Source organism: Plantibacter sp. 2H11-2 (assembly GCF_050031945.1).
In the GTDB taxonomy this organism is placed as follows: Bacteria; Actinomycetota; Actinomycetes; order Actinomycetales; family Microbacteriaceae; genus Plantibacter; species Plantibacter auratus.
This window is the reverse complement of sequence record NZ_JBNBBL010000001.1, coordinates 611,284-634,608: the sequence shown is the minus strand read 5'-3', so window position 1 is coordinate 634,608 and position 23,325 is coordinate 611,284. Positions and strand designations below refer to the sequence as shown.

Below are 23,325 nucleotides of genomic sequence, written 5' to 3'. Positions count from 1 at the left end.
ACCTCGGTGTGAAGCGGGCACGTCTAGCGCTGTATCGCAAACAGGGTTGCTTCGCAGAGTGGTTTGCGTTACAAAGTAGGTATGACTTCACCGATGGAACCCACCGACGGCTCGGATGCGCTCGACCCGGCCGCCATGCTCGCTCTGCAGGAGCGACAGGCGAGCCGTGTCGACGACATCTTCACGAGGCCCACCATCGCGATCGTGTACATCTGGGGTGTCGCGTGGACCGTCGGGTTCCTCGCGCTCTGGTCCGCGAGCGACGAGAACCCCTGGTTCACCACGCCGCCGACGGTCGCTGGATGGCTCTTCGGAATCCTGATGGTTGGCGGCATCGTCTCGTCGTCGATCATCGGCTCCCGCGTGTCGCGCGGGATCCAGGGAGCACAGCAGGTGCAGGGGACCATGTACGGCATCGCCTGGGCGATCGGGTGCACGGCAGCGGCGGTGTTCGGAGGCGCCCTGTTCGCTGCGGGGATGGCACCCGCACTCGCCGCCATCTTCTACCCGGCCATCTACAGCCTCGTGGTCGGTCTGCTCTACCTCGCAGGTGGAGCAGTCTGGCGCGACCGCCTCATGTACGGCATGGGCATCTGGATCATCGTGGTCGGCATGGCCGCGCCGTTCTTCGGCTCGCCGGGCAACGCGCTCATCATGGCCATCGCCGGCGGAGGCGGGTTCCTCGTGTACGCGACCTTCCTCGAAGCGACCCGCCGTCGGCGTGCCCACCGATCGGCGGCGTGACCGATGGACGAACTCGACCCCCTCATCCATGCCCAGGCCCGCCTGCGCATCATGTCGACGCTCGCGGCGATCGATGCGGACAGCAGCATGTCGTTCCCCCGCCTGCAGGAGATGCTCGACATGACCGCCGGGAACCTGTCCACACACCTGCGGAAACTCGAGGACGGCGCCTATGTCCTCGTCACGAAGACCCACCGGGGACGCACTCCGGTCACCTACCTGGAACTCACCACGCTCGGGCGCCGCGCGTTCGAGGACTACATGACCGGTCTCCGAGCGATGCTCGGCGGCGCGTCGGGAACGGGGACATCATGACGATCACACCACTGGCCACCCTCGAGGGCGTGACACGACGCTACGGCGAGGTGACCGCGCTGGACGACGTCGACCTCCGGATCGAGCCGGGCTCGCTCGTCGGGCTCCTCGGCCCCAACGGCGCCGGCAAGTCCACCGTGCTGTCCCTGCTGCATGGCACCCGACGTCCGACGACCGGCACGGTGACGCTCTTCGGCGGCGATCCCGCCCAAGCGGTCAACCGCACGCGGCTCGGATCGACACCGCAGGAGACGGCACTGCCGCCCACGCTCCGGGTGGGAGAGGTCGTCGACTTCGTCGGACGGCACTTCGCGGACCGCGTGCCGACGGCCGCCCTGGCGGAGCAGTTCGGTTTCGGCGATCTCCTCCGACGCCAGACGGGCTCGCTCTCGGGCGGCCAGCAGCGCCGCCTCGCGGTCGCACTCGCGTTCGTCGGCAGACCGCGTCTCGTGCTCCTCGACGAGCCGACGACGGGCCTCGACGTCGACGCCCGCCGGACCCTCTGGGACGCGATCCGCCGGCAACACGAGCTCGGGGCGACGATCGTCCTCACCAGTCACTACCTCGAGGAGATCGAAGCGCTCGCCGAGCGCGTCGTGGTGCTGGGTGGTGGACGGGTCATCACCGACGCCCCACTGCGCGACGTGCTCGGGCTCGTCGGCATCCACCGGGTGCGGCTGCGGAGCACCGACCCCGGAGCGGTGGAGCGGCTCGCCGGGGTCGTCCAGGCGAGTCGGGACGGTGACGCCGTCGAACTGGACGTCCGCGACGCCGACGCGTTCGTGCGCGATCTCATCCGGTCCGAGGTCCCGTTCACCGGTCTCGCCGTGCGCGGAGCGACCCTCGAGGAGGCGTTCCTGACCCTCACCGCGGGTGCCCGGGCGGACGTCGAACGGAGCGCCGCCTGATGGCCACCACACTCCAGCTCACCGCCCTGCATGCGCATTACTCCCTGCTCGAGACAGTACGCGTCCCGATCGCGCTGATCGGCTCGCTCGTCTTCCCCGCGCTCTCGCTGCTGTTCTTCGTCGTTCCGCAGGCGCAGGTCGCCGGCGATCCGGTCATCGCGACCCAGGCGGTCATCTCTCTCATCGTCTTCGCGGTGCTCGCCAACTCCCTGTTCGGCTTCGGGCTGACCATCGCCCAGGCGAGGGAGCAGGCGTGGGATCCGTACCTCCGCACCCTTCCGGTGACGGGTGTCGCCCGTGTCCTCTCGCACCTGTGCTCGGTCGGTCTCCTCGGGTTCGCGGCCGTCATACCGGTCGTCGTGCTCGGTGCGCTCCTGACCGCCGCCACGACGACTCCGACAGGGCTGCTCGGCGGCATCGTTGCGCTCCTGGTGGGTGCTCTGCCGTTCATGCTCCTGGGCACCGCGATCGGGTACGCCCTCCCCAGCAAGGCCGCGATCGCGGTGGTGCAGGTGGTCATGTTCTCACTGGCCTTCGCCGGCGGACTGTTCATCCCACCGTTCCTCTTCGCCCCGTGGCTCGACCGGCTGTCGATGTTCCTCCCGAGCCGCCAGACCCGGGAGCTCGTCGTCTGGGCGGTCCAGGGTGGCGAGTTGCCGTGGTGGTCGTGGGTCGGCGTCCTGGCCTGGACCCTCGTCCTGACCGTCGTGGTCCTCGCTCTCTACCGCCGCGACGAGGGCCGCCGCTACCGCTGAGGTCGACGGACACCTCGCCGAGCACCGACCGTCCCCGTGTGCTGTCACACGTCGACACACACCGTGCACCGGCCGCCAGGCGCTCGTACGCTGACGTCCATCCCGGCCGGACCACGGCCCATGACGAGCGGATGGAGCGACCCGTGTCCAACAGCGCAGACCAGACGAACGCCGCCGACCGATCGACGGGCGCGCACTGATGGGAGCCCCGGTCGTGTTCGGCATCGGCCCGATCTCGGTCGACGACCTCGTGGCCGTGTCCCGCGACGACGCCATCGTCGTCCTCGACACCCCGGCGCTCGACCGCATCGGCGCCGGCCGGGCCGTCGTCGACCGGCAGACGACGCCGATCGGCGTCGGTGCGCCGGGTCCTCGGTCCCAGGGGCCACGGATCCCTGGTCCCGCCGGGGGACGAGCGGCTCCGCGCACCGCGACGCTCGATGCCTCGGCGGTGGAGGAGCGCGTCGTCCATGACCGCCGTGGCGGCATCGGACTGCCGCTCTCGGTGGACCGTGCTCGGGCGGTCGTCGCCGCCCGGCTCGCCGGATGGACCCGTGGCGCGTCCGGGATACGCCTCGAGACGGCCGTGTTCGTCGCGGAGCTCCTCAACCGTGGGGTGACCCCGGTGATCCCGTCCATCGGCTCCCTCGGCGACGGCGACGAGACCCACCTGGCGTCCGTCGCGACGCTCGTGATCGGGCAGGGGGAGGCGGTCCTCGCGGGTGAGCGGATCCCCGCCCAGGTCGCCCTGTCGCGGGTCGGGCTCGCACCGCTCGACCTCGCTGTGCACGAGGGCTTGGCGTTCGTCCACCACAACGCCTACTCCCTCGGCGTCGGTGCGCTCGCACTCCACCGGCTCGGCGCGCTCAGTCGGCTGGCGGACACCACGAGCGCGCTCTCGTCGCGGGCCGCTGCGCGGTCCGGGCTCGGCGGGCGAGGACCGGTGTTCGACGCGAGGGTCCTCGCCGGCAGCCAGTCGGCGGGCACCCGGGCGAGCGGCGAGCGGATCTCCGAGCTGTTGGCGACGCCGGTCGACCCGACAGGTGCGCGTAGCGGGCGTGACCTGGACGGACTGCGGCTCCGGGCGACCCCGCAGATCAACGGTGCGCTCGCCGACGAGGTCACGGCGGCCGTCCAGCTCGTGGAAGCGACGCTCGGAACGGCTTCGGAGGATCCACTCGTCGATCAGGCGTCGGGCGTCCTGCGGACGGGCGGGCTGCTGCATGGCGCGCGGCTCGCCCGCGCCTTCGACGGGCTGCGCGCGGCCATCGCGCACACCGCTGCTGCCGCCGAGCGACGGCTCGGACGCATCGCCGGAGGCGGCGTCGACCCGCGGGGGACCGGGCACGGGCTCGTACCGGGTCGGCTCGGTCAGTCGGCCGCGGACCTCGTCGCTGAACTGCGCGTGCTCGCGACCCCGGTCGTCACCGCCGGCGTGCCGGACGAGGACTCGGACGACCCGGCCTCCTTCGCCGGGACCTCGCTGCGACTGCTGGAACGCTCGACCGCCCTCCTCGCGGACGTGCTGGCGGTCGAGGCGGTCGTCGCGGCGGACGCGCTCGGCCCGGCGGAGCACGACGAGTGGTCGGTCGGGTTCTCCGTCGCCCACGCCGGCCTCCGCTCGGCGATCGAGCAGGAGCTGCACGGTCAGCAGCTCGTCACGGCGGCGCTCGCCGCGTTGGGCGTCGACCGATCCTGAGCGACGGCGGCCGGCCGGCGAACGTGCGAGGGCGCACCCACGTCGTCGCATGCCATGTATTTCGACATGTGTCGAGGGGGTGGGCGATGTCAGTGCCCTCCGGTAGGTTCGGACCACCGACCGAGAGACGTTCAGCGAGCCACCGACCGCGGCGGCGACGACCCTTGGAAGACGACCTGTCACGAACAGCCGTGCAGAGAAGAGGCATCGGTCCAGCATGATCTCCTTCGAACACGTCTCCAAGCGCTTCGACGACGGCACCCTCGCGGTCGACGACTTCTCCCTCACGATCCCGTCGCGGTCCACCACGGTCTTCGTCGGGTCCTCAGGGTGCGGCAAGACCACGCTCCTGCGGATGATCAACCGCATGGTCGACCCGAGCGAGGGACGCATCGTCATCGACGACGAGGTCGTCTCCGCCGTCGACCCGGTCCGTCTCCGTCGCCGCATCGGCTACGTCATGCAGAACTCCGGTCTCCTCCCGCACCGCACCGTGATCGACAACGTGGCCACGGTGCCCATGCTCACCGGCGTCAACAAGAAGCAGGCCCGGGCGGACGCCCTCACCCTCCTCGACACCGTCGGACTCGACCGCGCGCTCGCCGACCGGTACCCGAGTCAGTTGTCCGGCGGCCAGCAGCAGCGCGTCGGCGTGGCACGAGGCCTCGCGATCGACCCGAACATCCTGCTGATGGACGAGCCGTTCGGCGCCGTCGACCCGCTCGTGCGTGCCGAGCTCCAGCGGGAGCTGCTCCGACTGCAGCGCGACATCGCGAAGACGATCGTGTTCGTCACCCACGACATCGACGAGGCGTTCCTCCTCGGCGACCAGGTCGTCATCCTGCAGAAGGGTGGCCACATCGCCCAGGTCGGCACGCCGGCCGAGATCGTCGCCAACCCTGCCGACGACTTCGTCGCCCAGTTCATCGGCGCCGATCGTGGCCAGCGGACGCTCCACGTCGAGCGCGTCGACGGACGCGACGTGGTCGTCGACGAGTCGGGCCGCCCCGCCGGCGTCCTCGGAGCCGGGCCCGGCGCAGGCGACCGCCCTGGCCTGGACGTCCGGAAGGACGGCGCATCCACATGAGCTGGGTCATCGCGAACTGGGACATGATCTGGGACCTCACCCTCACCCATGTCCAGCTGAGCCTGCCCCCGATCATCCTGGGGTTCCTCATCTCCCTCCCCCTCGGCTGGCTCGCACACCGGTACCGGTGGTCGCGTGGCGTGCTGCTCACACTGAGCGGCATCCTCTACGCGATCCCGTCCCTGCCGCTGTTCGTCCTCATGCCGTCCCTCATCGGCACGAAGATCCTCGATCCGGCGAACGTCGTGATCGCACTCACCATCTACGCCGTGGCCCTGCTCGTCCGCACGGTCGCCGACGCGCTCGACGCCGTCGACGCCGGGGTCCGGCAGTCGGCACAGGCCGTGGGGTTCTCCACCGGCCAGCGGTTCTGGCGGGTCGAGTTCCCGCTTGCGGGTCCGCTCATGCTCGCCGGCATCCGGGTGGTCTCCGCGAGCACGATCAGCCTGCTGAGCGTCGGCGCCCTCATCGGCGTGACGAACCTCGGCTACCTCTTCACCGACGGCTACAACCGGCAGTTCCCGATCGAGATCCTGACCGGCATCGTCGGGACGGTCGTGATCGCGATCGTGTTCGACGTCCTGCTGGTGCTCCTCGGCCGACTCCTCATGCCGTGGACGCGGATCAGCTCGAAAGGCGCGATCCGTCGTCGTCGCGCGGCCACCGAAGCCCGTGAGCTGGCGACCGCCGGGGGAGGAGCAGCATGATCAACTTCCTCGCCGCCTTCGCCTGGATCTTCGACCCCGCGCACTGGGAGGGCCCAGGCGGCATCCCCGTGCGGGTGCTCCAGCACCTGGCCGTGACCGGCCTGACCGTCCTCATCGCGTGCGTCATCGCGATCCCGCTCGGGCTCCTCATCGGGCACACCGGGAAGGGACGGGAGATCGCGGTCGCGATCACCGGCGCGCTCCGGGCGCTGCCGACCCTCGGTCTGCTCTCACTCCTCGCGCTCATCACGCTCGGGTGGGGCTTCTCCAGCACGAGTCTCGTCCCCGCGATCACGGCCCTCGTCGTGCTCGCCGTCCCGCCAGTCCTGGCCGGCGCGTACGGCGGGGTCGAGTCGATCGACCGCCAGACCATCGACGCCGCGCGTGCGGTCGGGATGAACGAGTGGCAGATCCTCGGCAAGGTGGAGATCCCGCTCGCCCTGCCACTCATGATCGGTGGCGTGCGCTCGGCGGTCCTGCAGACGATCGCGACCGCCACCGTCGTCGCGTTCCTCACCAACGGCCCCGGTCTCGGTCGCTACATCCTCGACGGCCTCCCGGTACGCGACTATGCGCAGATGCTCGCCGGCTCGATCATCATCATCGTGCTCGCCCTCCTCCTCGAGGGCGTCTTCTCGCTGCTGCAGCGCGCCGTCGTGCCGCGCGGTGTCCAGGCGACCCACACGCGGGTCGACGAGACCCGGGGTCACGCCGCCACCGGCGGCGACCGCTCCACCGCACCGGACCCCGTCGTCGCAGAAGCGGAGGCGAACATGCAGACCGCGGCATACCGCAACAACTGACGCGTCCCGTCATCCCGGGTGACAGCACCGTCCGGCTCCCAGACCCACAACGGCACCACCGTTCTCGCCCATCACAGATAGGAAACACCATGTTCACAGTTCGACAGGGTCGACGCCTCGCCGTCGGCATCGCCGCGACCGCCGTCGCGGCCCTCGCGCTCAGCGCCTGCTCCGCAGGCGACCCGACCGCCGGGGAGACCGCGGCATCCGACACGATCACGGTCGGCTCCGCCGGATTCCCCGAGTCGGAGATCATCGCCCAGATCTACATCCAGGCGCTCGAGGCCAACGACATCAAGACGGCCGAGTCCCTCAACATCGGCGCGCGCGACGTCTACATCGCAGCGCTCGAAGACGGCTCGATCGACCTCGTCCCCGACTACAGCGGCAACTTGCTGCAGTTCTTCGACGACTCCGCCACGGCCACGTCGAGCGACGAGGTCTACTCCGCCCTCCAGGAGGCCACGCCGAAGGGCTACGAGGTCCTCGACCAGTCCAAGGCGGAGGACAAGGACTCCTACAACGTCACGAAGGAGTTCAGCGAGGCGAACAACGTCACGAGCCTCGCCGACCTCGCGGCCCTCACCATCCCGCTGGCCATCGGCGGCGCACCCGAGTTGGCCGAGCGTCCGTACGGCCCGAAGGGCCTGACCGAGGTGTACGGCGTCCCCGCCGACAAGCTCACCTTCGTCCCGATCAGCGACGGCGGCGGCGCACAGACGACCGCGGCCCTGCTCGACGGCACGGTCCAGCTCGCCGACATCTACACCACGACCCCGTCGATCACCGAGAACGACTTCGTCACGCTCGAGGACCCGGAGAACCTGATCCTCCCGCAGAACGTCCTGCCGCTGATCAACTCGGCCAAGGCCAGCGACAAGGTCAAGGAGGTCTTGAACGCCGTGTCCGCGGAGCTGACCACCGAGGACCTCATCGAGCTCAACGCCCGCAACCAGGGCGACGAGAAGGCCGCTCCGAAGACCCTCGCGGCCGACTGGCTGAAGGACAAGAAGCTCTTCAGCTGAGCAGCAGCCACACGTCGATGGCGTCGTCCGGTTCTCCGGGCGGCGCCATCGCGCTGTTCGCGGGGAGCGCATCCGGCTGCAGCCGGATGTCCAGGGGGTCTCCGACACCTGAGGAGTTGGTAGCGTCAGGGTATGAGTTCCGAGACCCCCGCAGAGTTCATCGCGTCCTGGACCGCCTGGCACACCGCTCGCGAGCGTTCCGTCCGAGCACCCCACGGTATCGCCGCCCTGCGGTTCACCCACTGGCTGACCGAGGAGGCGACCGCCCTCGAGGGCGCGCCGGGCACCTGGCGTGCGGACGCGACCGGCATCGTCGGTGAACGGCTCACGGGTACCGGACTGACCACGCCGAGTGGCGCGCAGATCATGACCGACCGCGTCGAGCTGGTCCATGGTGACGAACTGCACTTCGGCGACGCGTTGCTCCGAGGCATGGAGCGGGACGGCGTCTACGCCCTCCGCGTGCTCGACCCGGAGGCGCCGACGCGGACCTCGCTCGCGGGCATCAGCGCGTTCGCCCCCGACGTCGCCTGGATCCGCCCGGCGCGGTTCGTGCCGTCCCCGGGAGTCACGGTCGAGACCGAGTCCATCGACGGCCACGTCACGACCGAGACCCCCGTCGGCCGGGTCGAGTTCGAGCTCGGTGATGAAGCGGTCTCGCTGACGGTCACGGGCGGCCCGAACGGACTCTGGGCGGTCTTCGCCGACGGCACGAGTGGCGACGAGAGCTACCGGTTCCGGTTCATCAGCATGCCGGCCCCGACCGCGGACGGCCACGTCCTCGTCGACTTCAATCGCGCGTACCTGCCTCCGTGCGCGTTCAGCGACCACTACGTGTGCCCGCTGCCTGCGCCGAACAACCGGCTCCGCACCCGGATCACGGCGGGCGAGCGACTGCCGCTCGGCCAGTAGGTCCCGGGCCACGGATCCAGCATGACGAACCGGCTCGCCGAGGCGATGAGCCCGTACCTCCGCTCGCACGCCGAGCAGCCGGTCGACTGGTACCCCTGGGGGCCGGAGGCCTTCGCCGAAGCGGCCCGTCGTGACGTCCCCCTGCTCGTCTCGATCGGCTACTCGACGTGTCACTGGTGTCACGTCATGGCACGCGAGTCGTTCTCGGACGAGCACATCGCCGGGCTCCTCCGACGCGGCTTCGTGGCGGTGAAGGTCGACCGCGAGGAACATCCCGACGTCGACGCCAGCTACCTCGCCGCCGCCGGCGCGTTCACCCGCGACCTGGGTTGGCCGCTGAACGTGTTCGTGACGCCGCGCGGACACGTCTTCCACGCGGGGACCTACTCGCCTCCCGTCCCGCTCCGCGGGCATCCCTCGTTCCCGCAGGTGCTCGAGGCCGTCCGCGTCGCGTGGACCGAGCGACGGGAGCAGGTCGTCGCGAGCGCCGACGGACTCGCGCGCGCGATCGCCGAGACGATGTCGTCCACGGATGACGCCCCACTGCCGGAACCCGGAGACCTCGACGCGTCGATCGTGGCGGTCGAGGCGCTGGAGGACCAGGAGCTCGGCGGCTTCGGCACGGCTCCGAAGTTCCCGATGGCCCCGCTGTTCGACTTCCTGCTGACGCCGCGCGAGGGGGAGGTCGCCCGCCGCGGTGTCGACCTCGCGCAACGCACCCTCAGGACGATGGGGGCCTCAGCGCTCCGGGATCCGGTCGAAGGCGGGTTCTTCCGATACGCCGTCAATCGGGACTGGACCGAGCCGCACTACGAACGCATGCTGACCGACAATGCGCTCCTGCTCACCGCGTACACGCGGGCCTGGGCCGAGCGCCCGAGCTCGTGGGCGGCCAGTGTCGCCGCCGGGATCGCCGAGTTCCTCATCGGCACGCTGCAGCAGCCGAGCGGCGGCTTCGGGTCGGCGCAGGACTCCGAGAGCGTCGTCGACGGCATCGGATCCGAAGGTGGCTACTATCGACGCGATGCCGACGGCCGGGCGACGCTGACCCCGCCGGCTGTGGACCGCAAGGTGCTCACCGGTTGGAACGGGCTCGCGATCGGCGCGCTGGCGGAGGCCTCGGCGGTCTTCGACCGCCCCGAATGGATCGAATCAGCGAGGTGGGCGGCGGACGCGGTGGTCGAGAACCACCTCGCCTCGGACGGCACGCTCGCCCGGGCCTCGCTCGACGAACGGCGGTCGGGTGCGGCTGCGGCCCTCGAGGACTACGGGATGCTCGCGGAGGGACTCCTGCGCCTCGGCCTCGCGACGGGCGAGGTCCGCTACGCGGAGGTCGCCCGCGACCTCGTCGACCGGTGCTTGCCAGATGAGACCGTGACTGACGAGACCGTGACTGACACCTCCTCCGCCACGGTGGCCGGCTTCATCCTGCCGGGCGGCGGCGACCCGGTGCTGTCGGCCCAGGGCATGCGGATCGACGGCGACCCGTCGGAGGGCGCGTATCCCTCGGGGATCTCGTCGCTCGGACGCGCGTCGCTGCTGCTGTTCCAGCTGACGGCCGACGGCCGGTTCCGGGACGCCGCCGAGAGCGCGGTCCGGTTCGCCGCGTCGGCTGCGCTGTCGGCACCGACCGCGTTCGGCGCGAGTCTGGCCCTCGCGGCATCGCTCACCGGGCCGGCGTCGCAACTGATCGTCGTCGGACCGGATCGGGCGGACCCGGAGGAGGACGAGGATCGCGCGACGGCGGATCGGGCGATGCGCGACGCGGCCAGGACGCGCCGGGACGACGTCGTGGCGGTGGTCTCCGAGCGGCAGGCGGTGGCCTGGGCGAGGAGCGGGTTCGACGTCTTCGCCGAGCGGACGAGTCGGGACGGCCGGTTGACCGCCTACCACTGCCGGGACTTCGTCTGCCGCCTCCCCGTGACGGATGTGGCGCAGCTCGACGCCCGCTGATCCAGCGCGCCCGTCGACCCGACACCTGGGTGGGTCAGGCCCCGAAGGTGCCGTCCGGTCGGCCGAAGCGCAGCTCGCGGGCTTCGGAGCGCCAGCGCCCGAGGCCGCCGTCGAGGAGCGCGACGCGCTTGTATCCAGCTCCGGTCAGCCCAGCACGAAGGCGCTCGGCGGAGCGCCCGTCCAACTGGTCGTACAGGACGACCGTGTGCTGCTCCGTGACGCCGATGGCCGCCGCGCCGCGGCGGACCTCGTCCGCTGAGGATGCTCCGAGCCCCTGACGCACGTCCAGCAGCTCGACGAACACGGCGCCGGGTACGTGCCCGTCGAAGAGGTAGAGGTCGTAGCCGCTCACCAGTCGCACCGGGCCGCCGTCCAGCGCAGGCAGCTCGACGACGCTCGCGTCGAGGACGATGAGGCTCTCGCTGCCGAGATGGTCCGCGAGCCACTGGGTGGAGACGAACGGGTCCACGAGGAACGGCGCGTGCGTGGAGGTCATGCGCCCACCGTAGGAGGCCGCGGCCCGGATGACCACGGTGGTCGGCAACACGCGGTCACACGACGCCGCGGTTCAGCACTCGATGACGTTGACCGCGAGACCGCCCTCGCTCGTCTCCTTGTACTTCGTCGACATGTCGACGCCGGTCTGGCGCATGGTCTCGATCACGGTGTCGAGCGACACCAGGTGCGTCCCGTCGCCGTGCAACGACAGGCGTGCGGCGCTGACGGCCGTCGAGGAGGCGATCGCGTTGCGTTCGATGCACGGGACCTGGACGAGCCCGCCCACCGGGTCGCACGTGAGGCCGAGGTGGTGCTCCATCGCGATCTCCGCGGCGTTCTCGACCTGACGCGGTGTGCCGCCGAGGACGGCGCACAGGGCACCGGCGGCCATGGCGCAAGCCGATCCGACCTCGGCCTGGCAACCGCCCTCGGCGCCCGAGATGGACGCGTTGGCCTTGAAGAGCGAGCCGATGGCGGTCGCCGTGAGCAGGTACCGGCGGATGCCGTCGAGCGAGGCGCCCGGCACGAACCGCAGGTAGTAGCTCCCGACGGCCGGGATGATCCCCGCGGCCCCGTTCGTGGGTGCGGTCACGACCCGCCCGCCGGAGGCGTTCTGCTCGTTGACCGCCAGGGCGAACGCGTGCAGCCACTCCGTGGGGAGCTCGCGCCCGCTCTCGGCCTCGGCCACGTCGAGGCGCTCACGGACGGCACGCGCCCGGCGCTTGACGCCGAGACCGCCCGGGAGTGTGCCGGTGTCGGCGAGCCCGGCGGTCACGCACTCGTGCATGGCCGTCCAGATGGCGTCGAGGCCGGCGTCGACCTCGACCGCCGACCGCAGGGCCTCCTCGTTGCGTCTCGCGATCGCGTCGATCGGCAGCCCCGTCTCGTCGCAGAGCCCGATGAGCGTCTCAGCGGTCCGGAACGGCATCGGCACGGGGGTCGACGGCAGCACCGTGCTCGGGTCGTCGCCGTCACGACGGATGAAGCCGCCGCCGACCGAGTAGTACGTCTCGGAGCGCACGGGGAGGTCGCTCCGCTGATCCCAGGCGTGGAGCGTCATGGCGTTCGGGTGGCCAGGCAGCCTCGTCCTGGGCACGAACGAGACGTCGTCCTTCGAGAACGCGATGGCACGCGTCCCGGCGAGCGTGAGCGGAGCGCCGTCGGGGTGGTCGCTCCAGGCCCGTCGGACCTCGGTGGGATCGCACCCTTCGGGAGTGAGCCCCTGGAGTCCCGCGACGACAGCGTCGGGGGTGCCGTGGCCGATGCCGGTCGCGCCGAGCGATCCGTACAACGAGCACGTGACGCGGTCGACCCGGTCGAGCAGGCCGTCGTCAGCGAGCCCGGTGGCGAAGGCCAGGGCCGCCCGCATCGGTCCGACCGTGTGCGAGCTGGACGGCCCGATCCCGATGGAGAAGAGGTCGAACGCGGACACGTATGCGGTCACTGGACGACCCCCTTCGGTGCGACTGGCTCCTCTCACTCTAAGCGTCTTCGGTGCCGGGTGCGGTGTCAGCGGCCGTCAGCGGGTGTCAGCGGCAGGTGAGCGATCCGTGAGCGCCCCCGCCCACACTGTTGTCCAGATCGCCCACCGGCGGCCCACACCTGATTTCGAAAGGCATCCGCATGAGCATCAGCTCCGACTGGGCGATCGAAGCCCACGGCCTCGTGAAGACCTTCGGCGACAACCGGGCGGTCGACGGCGTCGACCTCTCGGTCCGCACCGGCACCGTCTACGGCGTCCTCGGCCCGAACGGCGCCGGCAAGACCACCACCATCAGCATGCTGGCGACGCTCCTGCGTCCTGACGCCGGCACCGCCACCGTCTTCGGTCACGACATCCAGCGGGAGTCGCAGGTCGTGCGCCAGCTCATCGGCGTGACCGCGCAGTTCGCGTCCGTCGACGAGAACCTCTCGGCCACCGAGAACCTCGTCATCTTCTCGCGACTGCTCGGACTCGGCCGCGCGGAGGCGAAGCGCAAGAGCGCGGAACTCCTCGAGGAGTTCGGCCTGAGCGACGCGGCGTCGCGACCCCTGAAGAAGTTCTCCGGCGGCATGCGTCGTCGTCTCGACCTCGCGGCGAGCCTCATCGCCCAGCCTCCCCTCATCTTCCTCGACGAGCCGACCACGGGCCTCGACCCGCGGACGCGCGCGCAGATGTGGGACACGATCCGACGCCTGGTCGCGACGGGCTCGACCGTCCTCCTGACCACCCAGTACCTCGACGAGGCGGACCAGCTCGCCGACCGGATCGCCGTCATCGACCGCGGTCTCGTGGTCGCCGAGGGCACCTCCGACGAGCTGAAGGCCTCCGTCGGCGAGTCGTCGCTGCAGCTGCGGCTCGCGGACCCCGCCGACCTGGAGGATGCGCGACGGGTCATCGCGAGCGTCCTCGGCGTCGACACGATTGTCTCGCCGGAGGCCACCCGCATCACGGCCCCGATGCGCGATCCCGACGCCGTGACCGACCTCTTCATCACGCTCCGGGAAGCCGGGATCCGGCTCGCGGAGATGAGCGTCCAGAAGCCGACGCTCGACGAGGTCTTCCTCACCCTCACCGGGCACGGCGTCGAGGCGGACGACGCCGACGCCACGTCCGACACCGATTCCCTCGACACCGCAGAGCAGGTCCACGCATGAGCACGATCACCATCACCCCGGCCGCAGACCGGTCCCTCCGGAACCATGTCAGCCTCTCGCAGACGGTCCGCAACTCCTTCACCATGGCGTACCGCGGACTGCTCAAGATCAAGCGCACGCCCGAGCAGCTGATCGACGTGACGGTCCAGCCGATCATCTTCACGCTGATGTTCACATACATCTTCGGCGGCGCGATCGCCGGCGACGTCGCGAGCTATCTGCCGATCATCATCCCGGGCATCCTGGTCCAGACCGTCATCACGACCTCGGTCGTGACCGGCATCCAGCTCCGCGAGGACATGGACAAGGGCGTGTTCGACCGCTTCAAGTCGATGCCCATCGCCCGCATCGCACCGTTGGCCGGTGCCCTCCTCGCCGACACGGTGCGCTACACGATCGCCACGACGCTCACCTTCGCGATGGGCTTCGTCATGGGGTACCGGCCGGAGGGCGGCATCGGCTTCGTGGCCCTCGCCGGCCTCCTCGTGATCGTCTGCGCCTGGGCCATCAGCTGGATCTTCGCGTTCTTCGGGGTCATCGCCCGGAGCGCGAGCAGCGTGCAGGGCATCTCGTTCCTCGTCCTGTTCCCGCTGACGTTCCTGTCGAACGCCTTCGTGAACCCGGAGACGATGCCGAGCTTCCTCCAGGGCTTCGTGGACGTGAACCCGGTCTCGCACCTCGTGACCGCGGTCCGCGACCTCGCGAACACGGGTGTCTTCGGCGGCGACGCCTGGCTGGCGCTCCTCGGTGCCGCCGTCATCGTCGCGGTCTTCGCACCGCTCACCGTGCGGGCGTACATGCGCCGCGCCTGACGACGAGACGATCGCAGCGACCGATCAGCGCGCCGCCAGGGCAGGACTGCCGAGCAGTTCGAACGCCCTGGCGGCGCTCTCGTGCGCCTGCAGGGAGAGGGACCGCTCGGCGATGCGGTCGCGCTCGGTCGGCGTGAGTCGCGCCGCCGCTGCTGCCTCGTGTGGTGTGCGGACGAGCGAGGGGATGTCCTGACGGGAGGCGAGCGCACTGGCGAGCGCGATGAGCTCTGCGCCGATCAACCGCACCTCGTCGTCCTCCGAGCGGACGTACCAGGCGCCGAGCGCGATGACGGTGGAACCCAGCACCGGTCGGTCGAACCGGTTCGGGAGGAGGCGTCCCAGCGCGATGGTGCGGGTGCGGACCCGCCGCGCGAGACGCTGGACCTCGGTGGCGTCCGGGACACCGTCCAGCACGGCGGCGGCGATCGCGGCGGAGCCGACGAGGGTGAACCACGGCGATCGGCGCGACTCACCCGGCGCGAACGCCACGAGCGCCTTCCCGTAGAGCTCGGCTCCCCGTGCGGCGTCGCCCTGTGCCCGCGCGATCTCGGCGAGACCGGCCCAGCCGATCGACCGCCGTTCGGGGAGCGGGGCGAACGCGGAGAACGAGACGTCGTCCGAGAGGAACCGGTCGAGCACGGTGGTGGCGGCGGCGTGGTCGCCGCGGGCGATGTCGCCGATCGCGATCAGCCACTCGAGTTGACGGAGGTCCGCCTCGGCACCGATCGCGGTCAGCCCCTCGGCAGCACGGGCCGCCCAGACGAGCGCCTCCTCCGGCTCGTCGTTCTGGCTGTGCAGTTGGGCGAGCATGTGCGCACTCATGGCGGCGCCCCAGACGTCGCCGAGCGTGAGCGAGAGGTCGTTCGCGCGCAGGGCGGCCGCTTCGGCGGCGCGGGGGTCGCCGTCGTTCTCCGCCGCCTGGGCCGACATGAGGTTCCCGAGGTTCGCGACGTGCGGGTCGGTCGACCGGGAGTACTCGCGGAGGAGGGCCTCCGCGCGTTCGGGGCGACCCGCGACCAGCAACAGGCCCACCATCGCGCGCATCCGTGGATCCTGTGTCGTGCGTACCCGTTCGAGTCGGCGGAGCACGCCGATCGCCCGCGCGGACGTCCGGGGATCGGTGGCGAGGAAGGTCACGGTGATGATGGCGACGGCGATGGCCGGGGTGTCGGTCGACACCGACTCCGGGTCCTGATGGCGGAGCACGTCGAGGACGGCCGTTCCGAAGACCAGGACCTCCTGATGCGCGCTGCGGATCGTCCAGAAGAGGGCGAGTCCTGCGAAGACCGGGGCGACGACGTCGGCACGATCGTCGGCGACGGCCCCGCGGAGCACGTCCACCAGGGTGTCCTGTTCGAGGGCGAGGCGCGCGAACGCCGCCACCTGTCGCGGTCCCTGCATGGCGGGGAGGAGCGTCTCAGCGAGTGCGACCGCCCACGTCCGAGTGCGGTCGAGTACGAGGTCGTCCTCGTGCGCCTCGGCGGACTTGATCGCGCCGAACTCGCGGACCGTCTCGAGCATCCGGAATCGGACGGTCCCGGTGACAAGGTCGTCCTGCACGGTGAGCAACGACTGGCCGACGAGCGCGTCGAGCGCCTCCTCGACCTCGACCTCGGGGGCGAGCGCTGCAGCCGCCTCCAGATCGAAGCCGTCGGGGAACCTGGACATGCGACGGAGGACGACACGTTCGTGCTCGCCCAGGAGGTTCCAACTCCAGTCGATGACGGCGAGCAGGGTGCGGTGGCGCTCAGGCGCACTGCGATCACCGGCGGTCAGCAGGGTGAAGCGGTTCCCGAGTCGTCGCTCCACCTCCTCGACCGACATGGATCTGGTGCGCGCCGCCGCGAGTTCGATCGCCAGCGGGAGGCCGTCGAGTCTCGCGCAGAGACGTGCCGCGACGTCGAGTGGCACGTGGAGTCCCGGACGGGCGGCGCGCGCACGCTCGACGAACAGCCGCACCGCAGGGCCCGCGTGTTCGAGGTCGGTGCCGTCCACGGCAGCGTCCAGCGGGTCGAGTTGGTAGACGTGCTCGGCGGCGATCGACAACGGGCTCCGACTCGTCGCGAGGACGCGGAGGTCGCCGGCCCAGGCCAGCGCATCGGCGATCCAGCCCGCCGCCGCATCCACGAGGTGCTCGCAGTTGTCCATCACGAGCAGCGTCGGCCGCTCCGAGAGTCGGTCGATGATGCGCTCGTGCAGCTCGACCGGTTGCACCATGATCGCTTCGCTCAGCCGACGCGGGGTCGGGGCCTCGCGGATGCCGAGTGCGGTCGCGACCGCGAGTGGCAGATCCTCCGGGTCCCGTACACTCGCCAGTTCCACCACGACGACGCCGGGCGTGGTCGTGGTGGCACGCCGGGCGACCTCCTGGGCGAGTCGGGTCTTCCCGAGGCCACCGGGGCCGAGGATCGTGGTCAGGCGGACCTCGGACACCAGCGTGCCGATCGCATCGAGGTCGGTGTCGCGACCGAGGAGCTCGTTCGGCGCCGTCCGGAGTCCGAGCACCATGCTGGAGACCCGGGCGGCCAGGGGAGTGGCGGCCGGCGGAGACGGCTCGACGGCGTCCTGCAGGAGCGCCGCGTGTGCCGCGACCAGCGCCGACGTCGGGTCGGCACCGAGTTCGTCCCGGAGCCGGTGACGGTGGTCTGCGAAGAGCTGCATCGCGTCGGAGCGACGTCCGCTCTGCGCGTAGGCGTTGAAGAGCATCAGCTGGGTGGCGTCGTCGAGTGGATCGGCGGCGACGAGCGCCTCGAGATCGGTGATGACGGCCGCGCCGTCGCCGAGCTCGAGGCGGCTCTGAGCACGCACCCGGCGCAGGTCGTCGCGGAGCCGCGCCGCGCGGTGCGCCAGCTCGTCGCCGAGCGGGCCGTCCAGTTCCGCGCCTGGATCACCGGTCCAGAGGAGGAGCGCGTCCCGGGCGAGCGTGCCCGCGGTGTGCGGGTCGGCGGCGCGGATGGCCGTCGACGCCGCATCGGCGGCCTGCGCGGCGACGCGGAGGTCGACCAGGGACTGGTCGATCGACAGTCGATACCCGGCAGCCGAGGAGTCGATGAGGTCCGGCGCCGACACGGCGCGCACCCGTGAGACCAGGGTCTGCAGCGCGGCTTTGGCACCTGCGGGCGGTGCGTCGTCCCACAGCTCGTCGATGAGGGCGGCCGTCGACACGGCGCGCCCGTCCGCGAGCACCAGGATCGTCACCAGCGCTTTGGCGAGCCGGCCGCCGGGTTCGACGAGCTGACCGGTGCGTCCCTCGACGAGCACCGGCCCCAGGACGGTCACTCGGAGGTTCGACGCAGGCACGTCACGAGTGTATCCAGGGCTGTATCCCGGAGCTGTTCCAGTCGTCGTGAGCCGGACTGCCGTCAGCGCAGGGTCTTGCGGGCGGTGATCTGCCCGGTGTCGAAGCCGAGCAGGTGGAGGCCACCGTGGAACCGGGCGTGCTCCACCTTGATGCAGCGGTCCATCACGACGTTCAGACCCTTCGACTCGCCGTACTCGGCGGCCTCCTGGTTCCAGATGCCGAGCTGCACCCAGACGGTCGGTGCTCCGATGGCGACGACCTCGTCGATGACCTGGGGGATGTCGCTCGCCTTGCGGAAGACGTCGACGATGTCGGGTACCTCCGGCAGGGAGGCGAGGTCGGGGTAGGCGGGCTGACCGAGGATCTCCGTGGCGTTCGGGTTCACGAAGTAGATCGTGAAGTCGCTCGACTGCTGCAGGTAGGTGCCCACGAAGTACGAGGAACGCGCCGGGTTCGGGGAGGCGCCGACGATCGCGACGGACTTCGCCTCGCGGAGGAGCTTCAGGCGGGCCTTCGCGTCGGGGCCCGCCCACGTGCGCTGCGAACGCAGCAGCTTCGCGAGCGGCGAATCGGCGGGCAGCGAGCAGGTGAGACCGTTGGTGAGCCGGACCGTCTCGGTCGCGTCCTGGTCGGTCACGGTCGCGTCCACACCGGTCACGGTCGCGTCCACACCGGTCACTGAGCTTGTCGAAGTGCTCATGACACTACTCCTTCACCGCTGCGGCGAGCGCCTGGTCGAGGTCGTAGATGATGTCGTCAGGGTCCTCGATACCGACGCTCAGCCGGACGATGCCCGGCAGCACACCGGCGTCGACGAGCTGCTGGTCGGACAGCTGCGCGTGCGTCGTCGATGCGGGGTGGATGATGAGCGTCTTCGCGTCGCCGATGTTCGCCAGGTGGCTCGCGAGGTCGACGGACTCGATGAGCTTCTGGCCGACCTGACGGCCACCCTTCACCTCGAAGCTGAAGACCGAGCCCGGTCCCTTCGGCAGGTACTTGTTCGCGCGCTCGTGGTGCGGGTGGGCCGGGAGTCCGGCCCAGTTGACGGCGGCGATGCGCGGGTCGGCGTCGAGCCACTCGGCGACGATCCGCGCGTTGTCGACGTGGGCCTGGATCCGGAACGGCAGTGTCTCGACACCCTGGGCGAGGAGGAATGCCGAGTGCGGTGCGAGCGCCGGACCGATGTCGCGGAGTTGCTCGGCGCGCAGCCGGGTGAGGAAGGCGTATTCGCCGAAGTTGCCCGACCACTGCAGGCCGCCGTAGCTCGGGACAGGCTGACCGAACAGTGGGAACTTGTCGGTGTTCCAGTCGAAGCGCCCGCTTTCGACGACGACGCCACCGAGGGTCGTGCCGTGGCCGCCGAGGAACTTGGTGGCCGAGTGCGTGACGATGTCGGCGCCCCACTCGATCGGTCGGTTGAGGTAGGGCGTCGCGATGGTCGAGTCGATGATGAGCGGAATGCCGTGTGCGTGCGCGACGTCGGCGAGGCCCTCGATGTCGGCGATCTCGCCCGAGGGGTTCGCGACCGTCTCGGCGAAGACGAGCTTCGTGTTCTCCTGGATGGCGGCGGCGTAGTCGGCGGCGTCGGAGGACTGCACGAAGGTGGTCTCGATGCCGAACCGGCGGAGGGTGACGTCGAGCTGGGTGATCGAACCGCCGTAGAGGTTGGCCGAGGCGACGATGTGGTCGCCCTGTCCGGCCAGCGAGGCGAAGGTGATGTACTGCGCGGCGAGGCCGGAGGCGGTCGCGACGGCACCGAGGCCGCCCTCGAGGCTGGCGATGCGCTCCTCGAAGCTCGCGACCGTCGGGTTGGCGAGGCGGGAGTAGATGTTCCCGTACTTCTGCAGGGCGAAGCGGGCGGCGGCGTCGGCGGTGTCGTCGAAGACGAAGGCGCTCGACTGGTAGATGGGCAGCGCCCGTGCGCCGGTCACCTGGTCGGGGATGTTGCCCGCGTGGATCGCACGCGTGCGGAAGCCATACTCACGATCTGCCATGCGTTCACGCTACCGGAGCACCGTCGAGCGCTTCACCGTGCTGCAACATTGCGTCGCATTCGACCGCACTGCACAGGGCCTGCCCAGGGCGTCGGCGTATCGTGTGGGACACAGCCCTCATCGGGCTGCCGGACGAGGGCGCAGTACCCGGAACGCGACAAGACTGACCACTTGGGAGTGATCGTCATGTCTTGGATCGTACTCATCGCGTCCGGGGTCCTGGAAGCCGTCTGGGCCACCGCGCTCGGCAAGTCCGAGGGCTTCACGAAGCTCTGGCCGACCGTGACGTTCGCGGGGGCGCTCGTGCTCAGCATGGCCGGCCTCGCCTGGGCCATGCGCGACATCCCGGTGGGCACCGCCTACGCGGTCTGGGTCGGGATCGGCGCAGCGCTCACCGTCGGATACGCCATGACCTTCGGCGGCGAGCAGCTGTCGGTCGTCAAAGTGCTGCTCATCCTCGGGCTCATCGGCTGCGTCATCGGCCTGAAGATCGTGGGCGGCGAGCACTAGCCGCGCTGCCCAGGCACGCACGCCTGCCTGCCTCAGGCCAGGTGCACCGCTCCGAGCGCGAGCACCGCGATGAGGAGCCAGGAGACGAGCCCGACGACGAGCGCGCGCCACCCGGTGGTGACGAGCGTGCGGACGCGGATCGCGGCGCCGAGTGCGAAGAGCGCCATCGCCAGCAGTGCGGTCTGCACGCCGTCGGCGACGTCGAGGACGAGCTCGGGCACCGGGAGCAGGGTGCGGACGAGGACCGCGGCGATGAAGCCCGCGACGAACAGCGGGACGATCGGCGGTCGGGCTGCGGTCACGGTCCCGTCGGCATCGACCTGGGCACCGGCGCTGGCCGACACCGCCAGGAGTCGGCGGCGTTCGATCGTCGCGGCGGCGGCGACCATGGGGGCGAGGAGCACGACGCGGGTCAGCTTGACGACGACGGCGATCGCGAGTGCGCTCGTGCCGGCGATCTGGGCGGTCGCGACGACCTGACCCACGTCGTGCACGCTCGCCCCCACCCAGTGACCGAACTGCTCGTCACTGAGCCCGAGTGGGCCGCGGAGTGCCGGGAGGACGAAGATCGCGAGGGTCCCGCAGAGGGTGACGAGCGCGACGGGCGTCGCCTGCTCCTCGTCCTTCGCCTTCACGACGCCGCTCATCGCGCCGATGGCGGAGGCGCCGCAGATGGAGAAGCCCGTGGCGATGAGGAGCGGTTCGGGGCCCGCGAGCCCGAGTCTCCGGCCGAGCCAGAGGGTGACGAAGAAGGTGACGACGACGATCGCGACCGTGGTGGCGAGCGTGACCCACCCCAGGCCGGCGATGTCGACGAGGCTCAGCTTCAGCCCCAGCAGGACGACACCGATCCGCATGAACCGTTTCGCGCTCATGCCGAGTCCCGGCTTCAGGACGCCCGCCGCGAGCCGCTGGAACGCGGGGAGCTGGCCCACCACCATGCCGAGCAGGACGCTCGCGGTCAGCAGCGGGACGACCGGCAGGAGGGTGTGGAGGCCCAGGGCGGCGAGCGCCGCTGCACCGGCGACGAGCACCCCTGGGAGCGTCTTCATCGTCGTCCTCCCGTCACACCCATGACGGCAACCAGGCGTGCAGGTGCCAGAACCAGTAGGGCACGGTGATGGCGGTCCAGAGCGGATACCAGAAGATGCTCAACAGCGTCGTGATGGTCACGAACACCCCGATGACGCCGACGCCGGCGAACCGTCGTTCCTCCGGGTCGTCGCGGGACCCGAGGATCTTCCCGATCGCGAAGACGAGCGCCAGGATGAGGTACGGCTCGAAGACGATCGTGTAGAACTGGAACACCGTCCGGTTCAGGTAGAGCAGCCAGGGCAGGTACCCCGCTGCGACCCCGAGGACGATCAGCCCGACCTGCCACTCGCGGTAGCGGACGAGCCGGTAGACGCAGTACCCGAGCGCGACGGCGGCGCCCCACCAGATGAGCGGGTTGCCGATCGAGGTGATCGCGGAGGAGCAGGCGTCCCACGCGCAGCCGTCGGTCCCGGTGGCGGGGGACTGGTAGTACATGCTCGTCGGCCGGATCATGAGCAGCCAGCCGAGCGGGTTCGCGGCGTAGGGGTGCGGGGTGCTGAGGCCGACGTGGAAGCTGTAGGCGCTCTGGTGGTAGTGCAGGAGGCTCTGGAACCAGTGGGGGACCCACGCGAAGGTCCCGGTCCAGGCGTTGCCCACCGCGTCCGCCCATTGACGGTCGTACCCGCCGGACGTCCTGATCCACCCGGTCCAGCTGGCGAGGTACACGACGGCGGCCACGGGGACGAGGGTCACGAAGGACACGGGGCCCTGCTTGAGGACCGCCGCGCTCGCCCACAGGCTGAGGCCCAGTCGGCGTCGGAGCAGGAGATCCGTGACGATCACGTACACGCCGAACGCGGCGAGGAAGTACAGTCCGTTCCACTTGACCGCGGTGGCCGCGCCGAACGCGACCCCTGCGGCGAGCAGCCATGGCCGCCACCAGAGGACGGGACCCCAGGCCGGATCGGCGCCCCTCGCCCGGGCGGACGCGACCTTCGCCGCCAGGCGTGATGCGTGCCACGACCGGTCCAACAGGATCGCGCCGAATCCCGCGAGCACGAAGAACATCACGAAGTTGTCGAGCAGCGAGACCCGGGCCATGACGATCGCGTGCCCGTCGATCGCGAACAGGAACCCGGCCAGGACGGCGAGGATCGACGAGGTGAACAACCGCTTGGCGATGAGCGTGACGAGCAGGACCGCGAGCGTTCCGGCGATCACGGTGGAGATGCGCCACCCGGTGCTGTCGTCGATGCCGAACACGGCGATGCCGAGCGCGATCAGCCACTTGCCGAGTGGTGGGTGCACGACGTAGGAGGGATTCGTGCTCGGGCTGCCCGCGTCGCCGTTCGCGAAGCCCTCGTCGGCCCCGTCCGGCCAGGTGCTCTCGTAGCCGTTCAGCCACAGCGACCACGAGTCCTTCACGTAGAAGGTCTCGTCGAAGACGAGCGAGTGCGGGTGACCGAGGTTCCAGAACCGCAGCACGAACGCGAGGAGCGTCACGGCGGCCGGGCCGCCCCAGATCCAGAGCTTCCGGCGGCGCTCGGTGCGGAGCATCCGCTCCCACCAGCGGTCGAGGCGGGATCCCGTCACAGGGGCTTCCAGAAGATCGACCGACACCGTCTCATCT

21 protein-coding genes and 1 riboswitch are annotated in these 23,325 nt (G+C 70.5%); of the genes, 14 read left to right on the top strand and 7 right to left on the bottom strand.

All coding sequences use genetic code 11. The annotated features are described in order from the left end of the window. Positions 1-81 precede the first annotated feature (81 nt). The 11 genes from ACQG07_RS02930 to ACQG07_RS02880 all read left to right on the top strand — a co-directional run bounded on the left by ACQG07_RS02930 (position 82) and on the right by ACQG07_RS02880 (position 10,908). A complete protein-coding gene (locus ACQG07_RS02930) occupies positions 82-744 on the top strand; it encodes a hypothetical protein (RefSeq protein ID WP_137242037.1) in 663 nt (220 codons plus the stop codon). A 3-nt stretch (positions 745-747) separates the two neighbouring features. Continuing rightward, positions 748-1,059, top strand: coding sequence for a transcriptional regulator (locus ACQG07_RS02925; RefSeq protein ID WP_064296516.1), 312 nt, complete (start codon positions 748-750; stop codon positions 1,057-1,059). Continuing rightward, positions 1,056-1,967, top strand: a complete 912-nt coding sequence (locus tag ACQG07_RS02920) for an ABC transporter ATP-binding protein (RefSeq protein ID WP_426737097.1) — start codon at positions 1,056-1,058, stop codon at positions 1,965-1,967. Before ACQG07_RS02925 ends, ACQG07_RS02920 begins: the two co-directional genes overlap by 4 nt. Then, positions 1,967-2,722 (top strand): ABC transporter permease, encoded by a 756-nt coding sequence (locus tag ACQG07_RS02915; RefSeq protein WP_426737096.1) that lies wholly within the window; start codon positions 1,967-1,969, stop codon positions 2,720-2,722. Before ACQG07_RS02920 ends, ACQG07_RS02915 begins: the two co-directional genes overlap by 1 nt. 199 nt (positions 2,723-2,921) lie before the next feature. Beyond that, the gene (locus ACQG07_RS02910; protein ID WP_426737095.1) at positions 2,922-4,421 is read left to right on the top strand and encodes an aromatic amino acid lyase; all 1,500 of its coding nucleotides are present in this window, start codon (positions 2,922-2,924) and stop codon (positions 4,419-4,421) included. A gap of 217 nt (positions 4,422-4,638) precedes the next feature. After that, positions 4,639-5,508, top strand: a complete 870-nt coding sequence (locus tag ACQG07_RS02905; RefSeq protein WP_137242033.1) for an ABC transporter ATP-binding protein — start codon at positions 4,639-4,641, stop codon at positions 5,506-5,508. Continuing rightward, positions 5,505-6,215, top strand: a complete 711-nt coding sequence (locus tag ACQG07_RS02900; protein WP_079705429.1) for an ABC transporter permease — start codon at positions 5,505-5,507, stop codon at positions 6,213-6,215. The genes ACQG07_RS02905 and ACQG07_RS02900 overlap by 4 nt, the downstream gene beginning before the upstream one ends. Next, entirely contained in the window at positions 6,212-7,018 is an 807-nt protein-coding gene (locus tag ACQG07_RS02895; protein WP_274499604.1) for an ABC transporter permease, read from the top strand. The genes ACQG07_RS02900 and ACQG07_RS02895 overlap by 4 nt, the downstream gene beginning before the upstream one ends. Positions 7,019-7,107: 89 nt before the next feature. Beyond that, the gene (locus tag ACQG07_RS02890; protein ID WP_079705431.1) at positions 7,108-8,043 is read left to right on the top strand and encodes an ABC transporter substrate-binding protein; all 936 of its coding nucleotides are present in this window, start codon (positions 7,108-7,110) and stop codon (positions 8,041-8,043) included. Between the two features lie 132 nt (positions 8,044-8,175). Beyond that, a complete protein-coding gene (locus tag ACQG07_RS02885; protein ID WP_426737094.1) occupies positions 8,176-8,955 on the top strand; it encodes a DUF1684 domain-containing protein in 780 nt (259 codons plus the stop codon). Positions 8,956-8,976: 21 nt separating this feature from the next. Continuing rightward, complete coding sequence (locus tag ACQG07_RS02880) at positions 8,977-10,908, top strand: thioredoxin domain-containing protein (protein ID WP_426737093.1); 1,932 nt, start codon at positions 8,977-8,979, stop codon at positions 10,906-10,908. A gap of 34 nt (positions 10,909-10,942) precedes the next feature. On the opposite strand, the gene ACQG07_RS02875 is transcribed toward ACQG07_RS02880, so the two are convergent. Together ACQG07_RS02875 and ACQG07_RS02870 are read right to left on the bottom strand one after the other, a co-directional pair. Then, positions 10,943-11,404, bottom strand: a complete 462-nt coding sequence (locus ACQG07_RS02875; protein WP_426737092.1) for a rhodanese-like domain-containing protein — start codon at positions 11,402-11,404, stop codon at positions 10,943-10,945. 72 nt (positions 11,405-11,476) lie between these two features. Further along, positions 11,477-12,850, bottom strand: coding sequence for an L-serine ammonia-lyase (locus ACQG07_RS02870; protein WP_426737091.1), 1,374 nt, complete (start codon positions 12,848-12,850; stop codon positions 11,477-11,479). 179 nt (positions 12,851-13,029) lie between these two features. On the opposite strand from ACQG07_RS02870, the gene ACQG07_RS02865 reads away from it, so the two are divergent. Next, positions 13,030-14,043, top strand: coding sequence for an ATP-binding cassette domain-containing protein (locus ACQG07_RS02865; RefSeq protein WP_274499608.1), 1,014 nt, complete (start codon positions 13,030-13,032; stop codon positions 14,041-14,043). Further along, on the top strand, positions 14,040-14,855 hold the full coding sequence (locus ACQG07_RS02860) for an ABC transporter permease (RefSeq protein WP_064296503.1): 816 nt from the start codon (positions 14,040-14,042) through the stop codon (positions 14,853-14,855). Before ACQG07_RS02865 ends, ACQG07_RS02860 begins: the two co-directional genes overlap by 4 nt. Before the next feature lie 24 nt (positions 14,856-14,879). Here the strand turns inward: ACQG07_RS02860 and ACQG07_RS02855 are convergent, their stop codons facing one another. From ACQG07_RS02855 to ACQG07_RS02845, 3 genes are all read right to left on the bottom strand, one after another. Further along, complete coding sequence (locus ACQG07_RS02855) at positions 14,880-18,155, bottom strand: BTAD domain-containing putative transcriptional regulator (protein ID WP_426737089.1); 3,276 nt, start codon at positions 18,153-18,155, stop codon at positions 14,880-14,882. A 62-nt stretch (positions 18,156-18,217) separates the two neighbouring features. Further along, positions 18,218-18,709, bottom strand: coding sequence for a CoA-binding protein (locus ACQG07_RS02850; RefSeq protein WP_370282230.1), 492 nt, complete (start codon positions 18,707-18,709; stop codon positions 18,218-18,220). A 151-nt stretch (positions 18,710-18,860) separates the two neighbouring features. Then, on the bottom strand, positions 18,861-20,150 hold the full coding sequence (locus ACQG07_RS02845) for an O-acetylhomoserine aminocarboxypropyltransferase/cysteine synthase family protein (RefSeq protein ID WP_079705440.1): 1,290 nt from the start codon (positions 20,148-20,150) through the stop codon (positions 18,861-18,863). A 108-nt stretch (positions 20,151-20,258) separates the two neighbouring features. Then, positions 20,259-20,322, top strand: a riboswitch (guanidine-III (ykkC-III) riboswitch). A 14-nt stretch (positions 20,323-20,336) separates the two neighbouring features. Between ACQG07_RS02845 and ACQG07_RS02840 the strand changes: the two genes are divergently transcribed. Further along, a complete protein-coding gene (locus tag ACQG07_RS02840; protein ID WP_079003866.1) occupies positions 20,337-20,660 on the top strand; it encodes a DMT family transporter in 324 nt (107 codons plus the stop codon). A gap of 32 nt (positions 20,661-20,692) precedes the next feature. Here the strand turns inward: ACQG07_RS02840 and ACQG07_RS02835 are convergent, their stop codons facing one another. Together ACQG07_RS02835 and ACQG07_RS02830 are read right to left on the bottom strand one after the other, a co-directional pair. Next, complete coding sequence (locus ACQG07_RS02835) at positions 20,693-21,712, bottom strand: YeiH family protein (protein ID WP_426737088.1); 1,020 nt, start codon at positions 21,710-21,712, stop codon at positions 20,693-20,695. Positions 21,713-21,725: 13 nt separating this feature from the next. Beyond that, positions 21,726-23,288, bottom strand: coding sequence for a dolichyl-phosphate-mannose--protein mannosyltransferase (locus ACQG07_RS02830; protein ID WP_229938717.1), 1,563 nt, complete (start codon positions 23,286-23,288; stop codon positions 21,726-21,728). Positions 23,289-23,325: the final 37 nt, after the last annotated feature.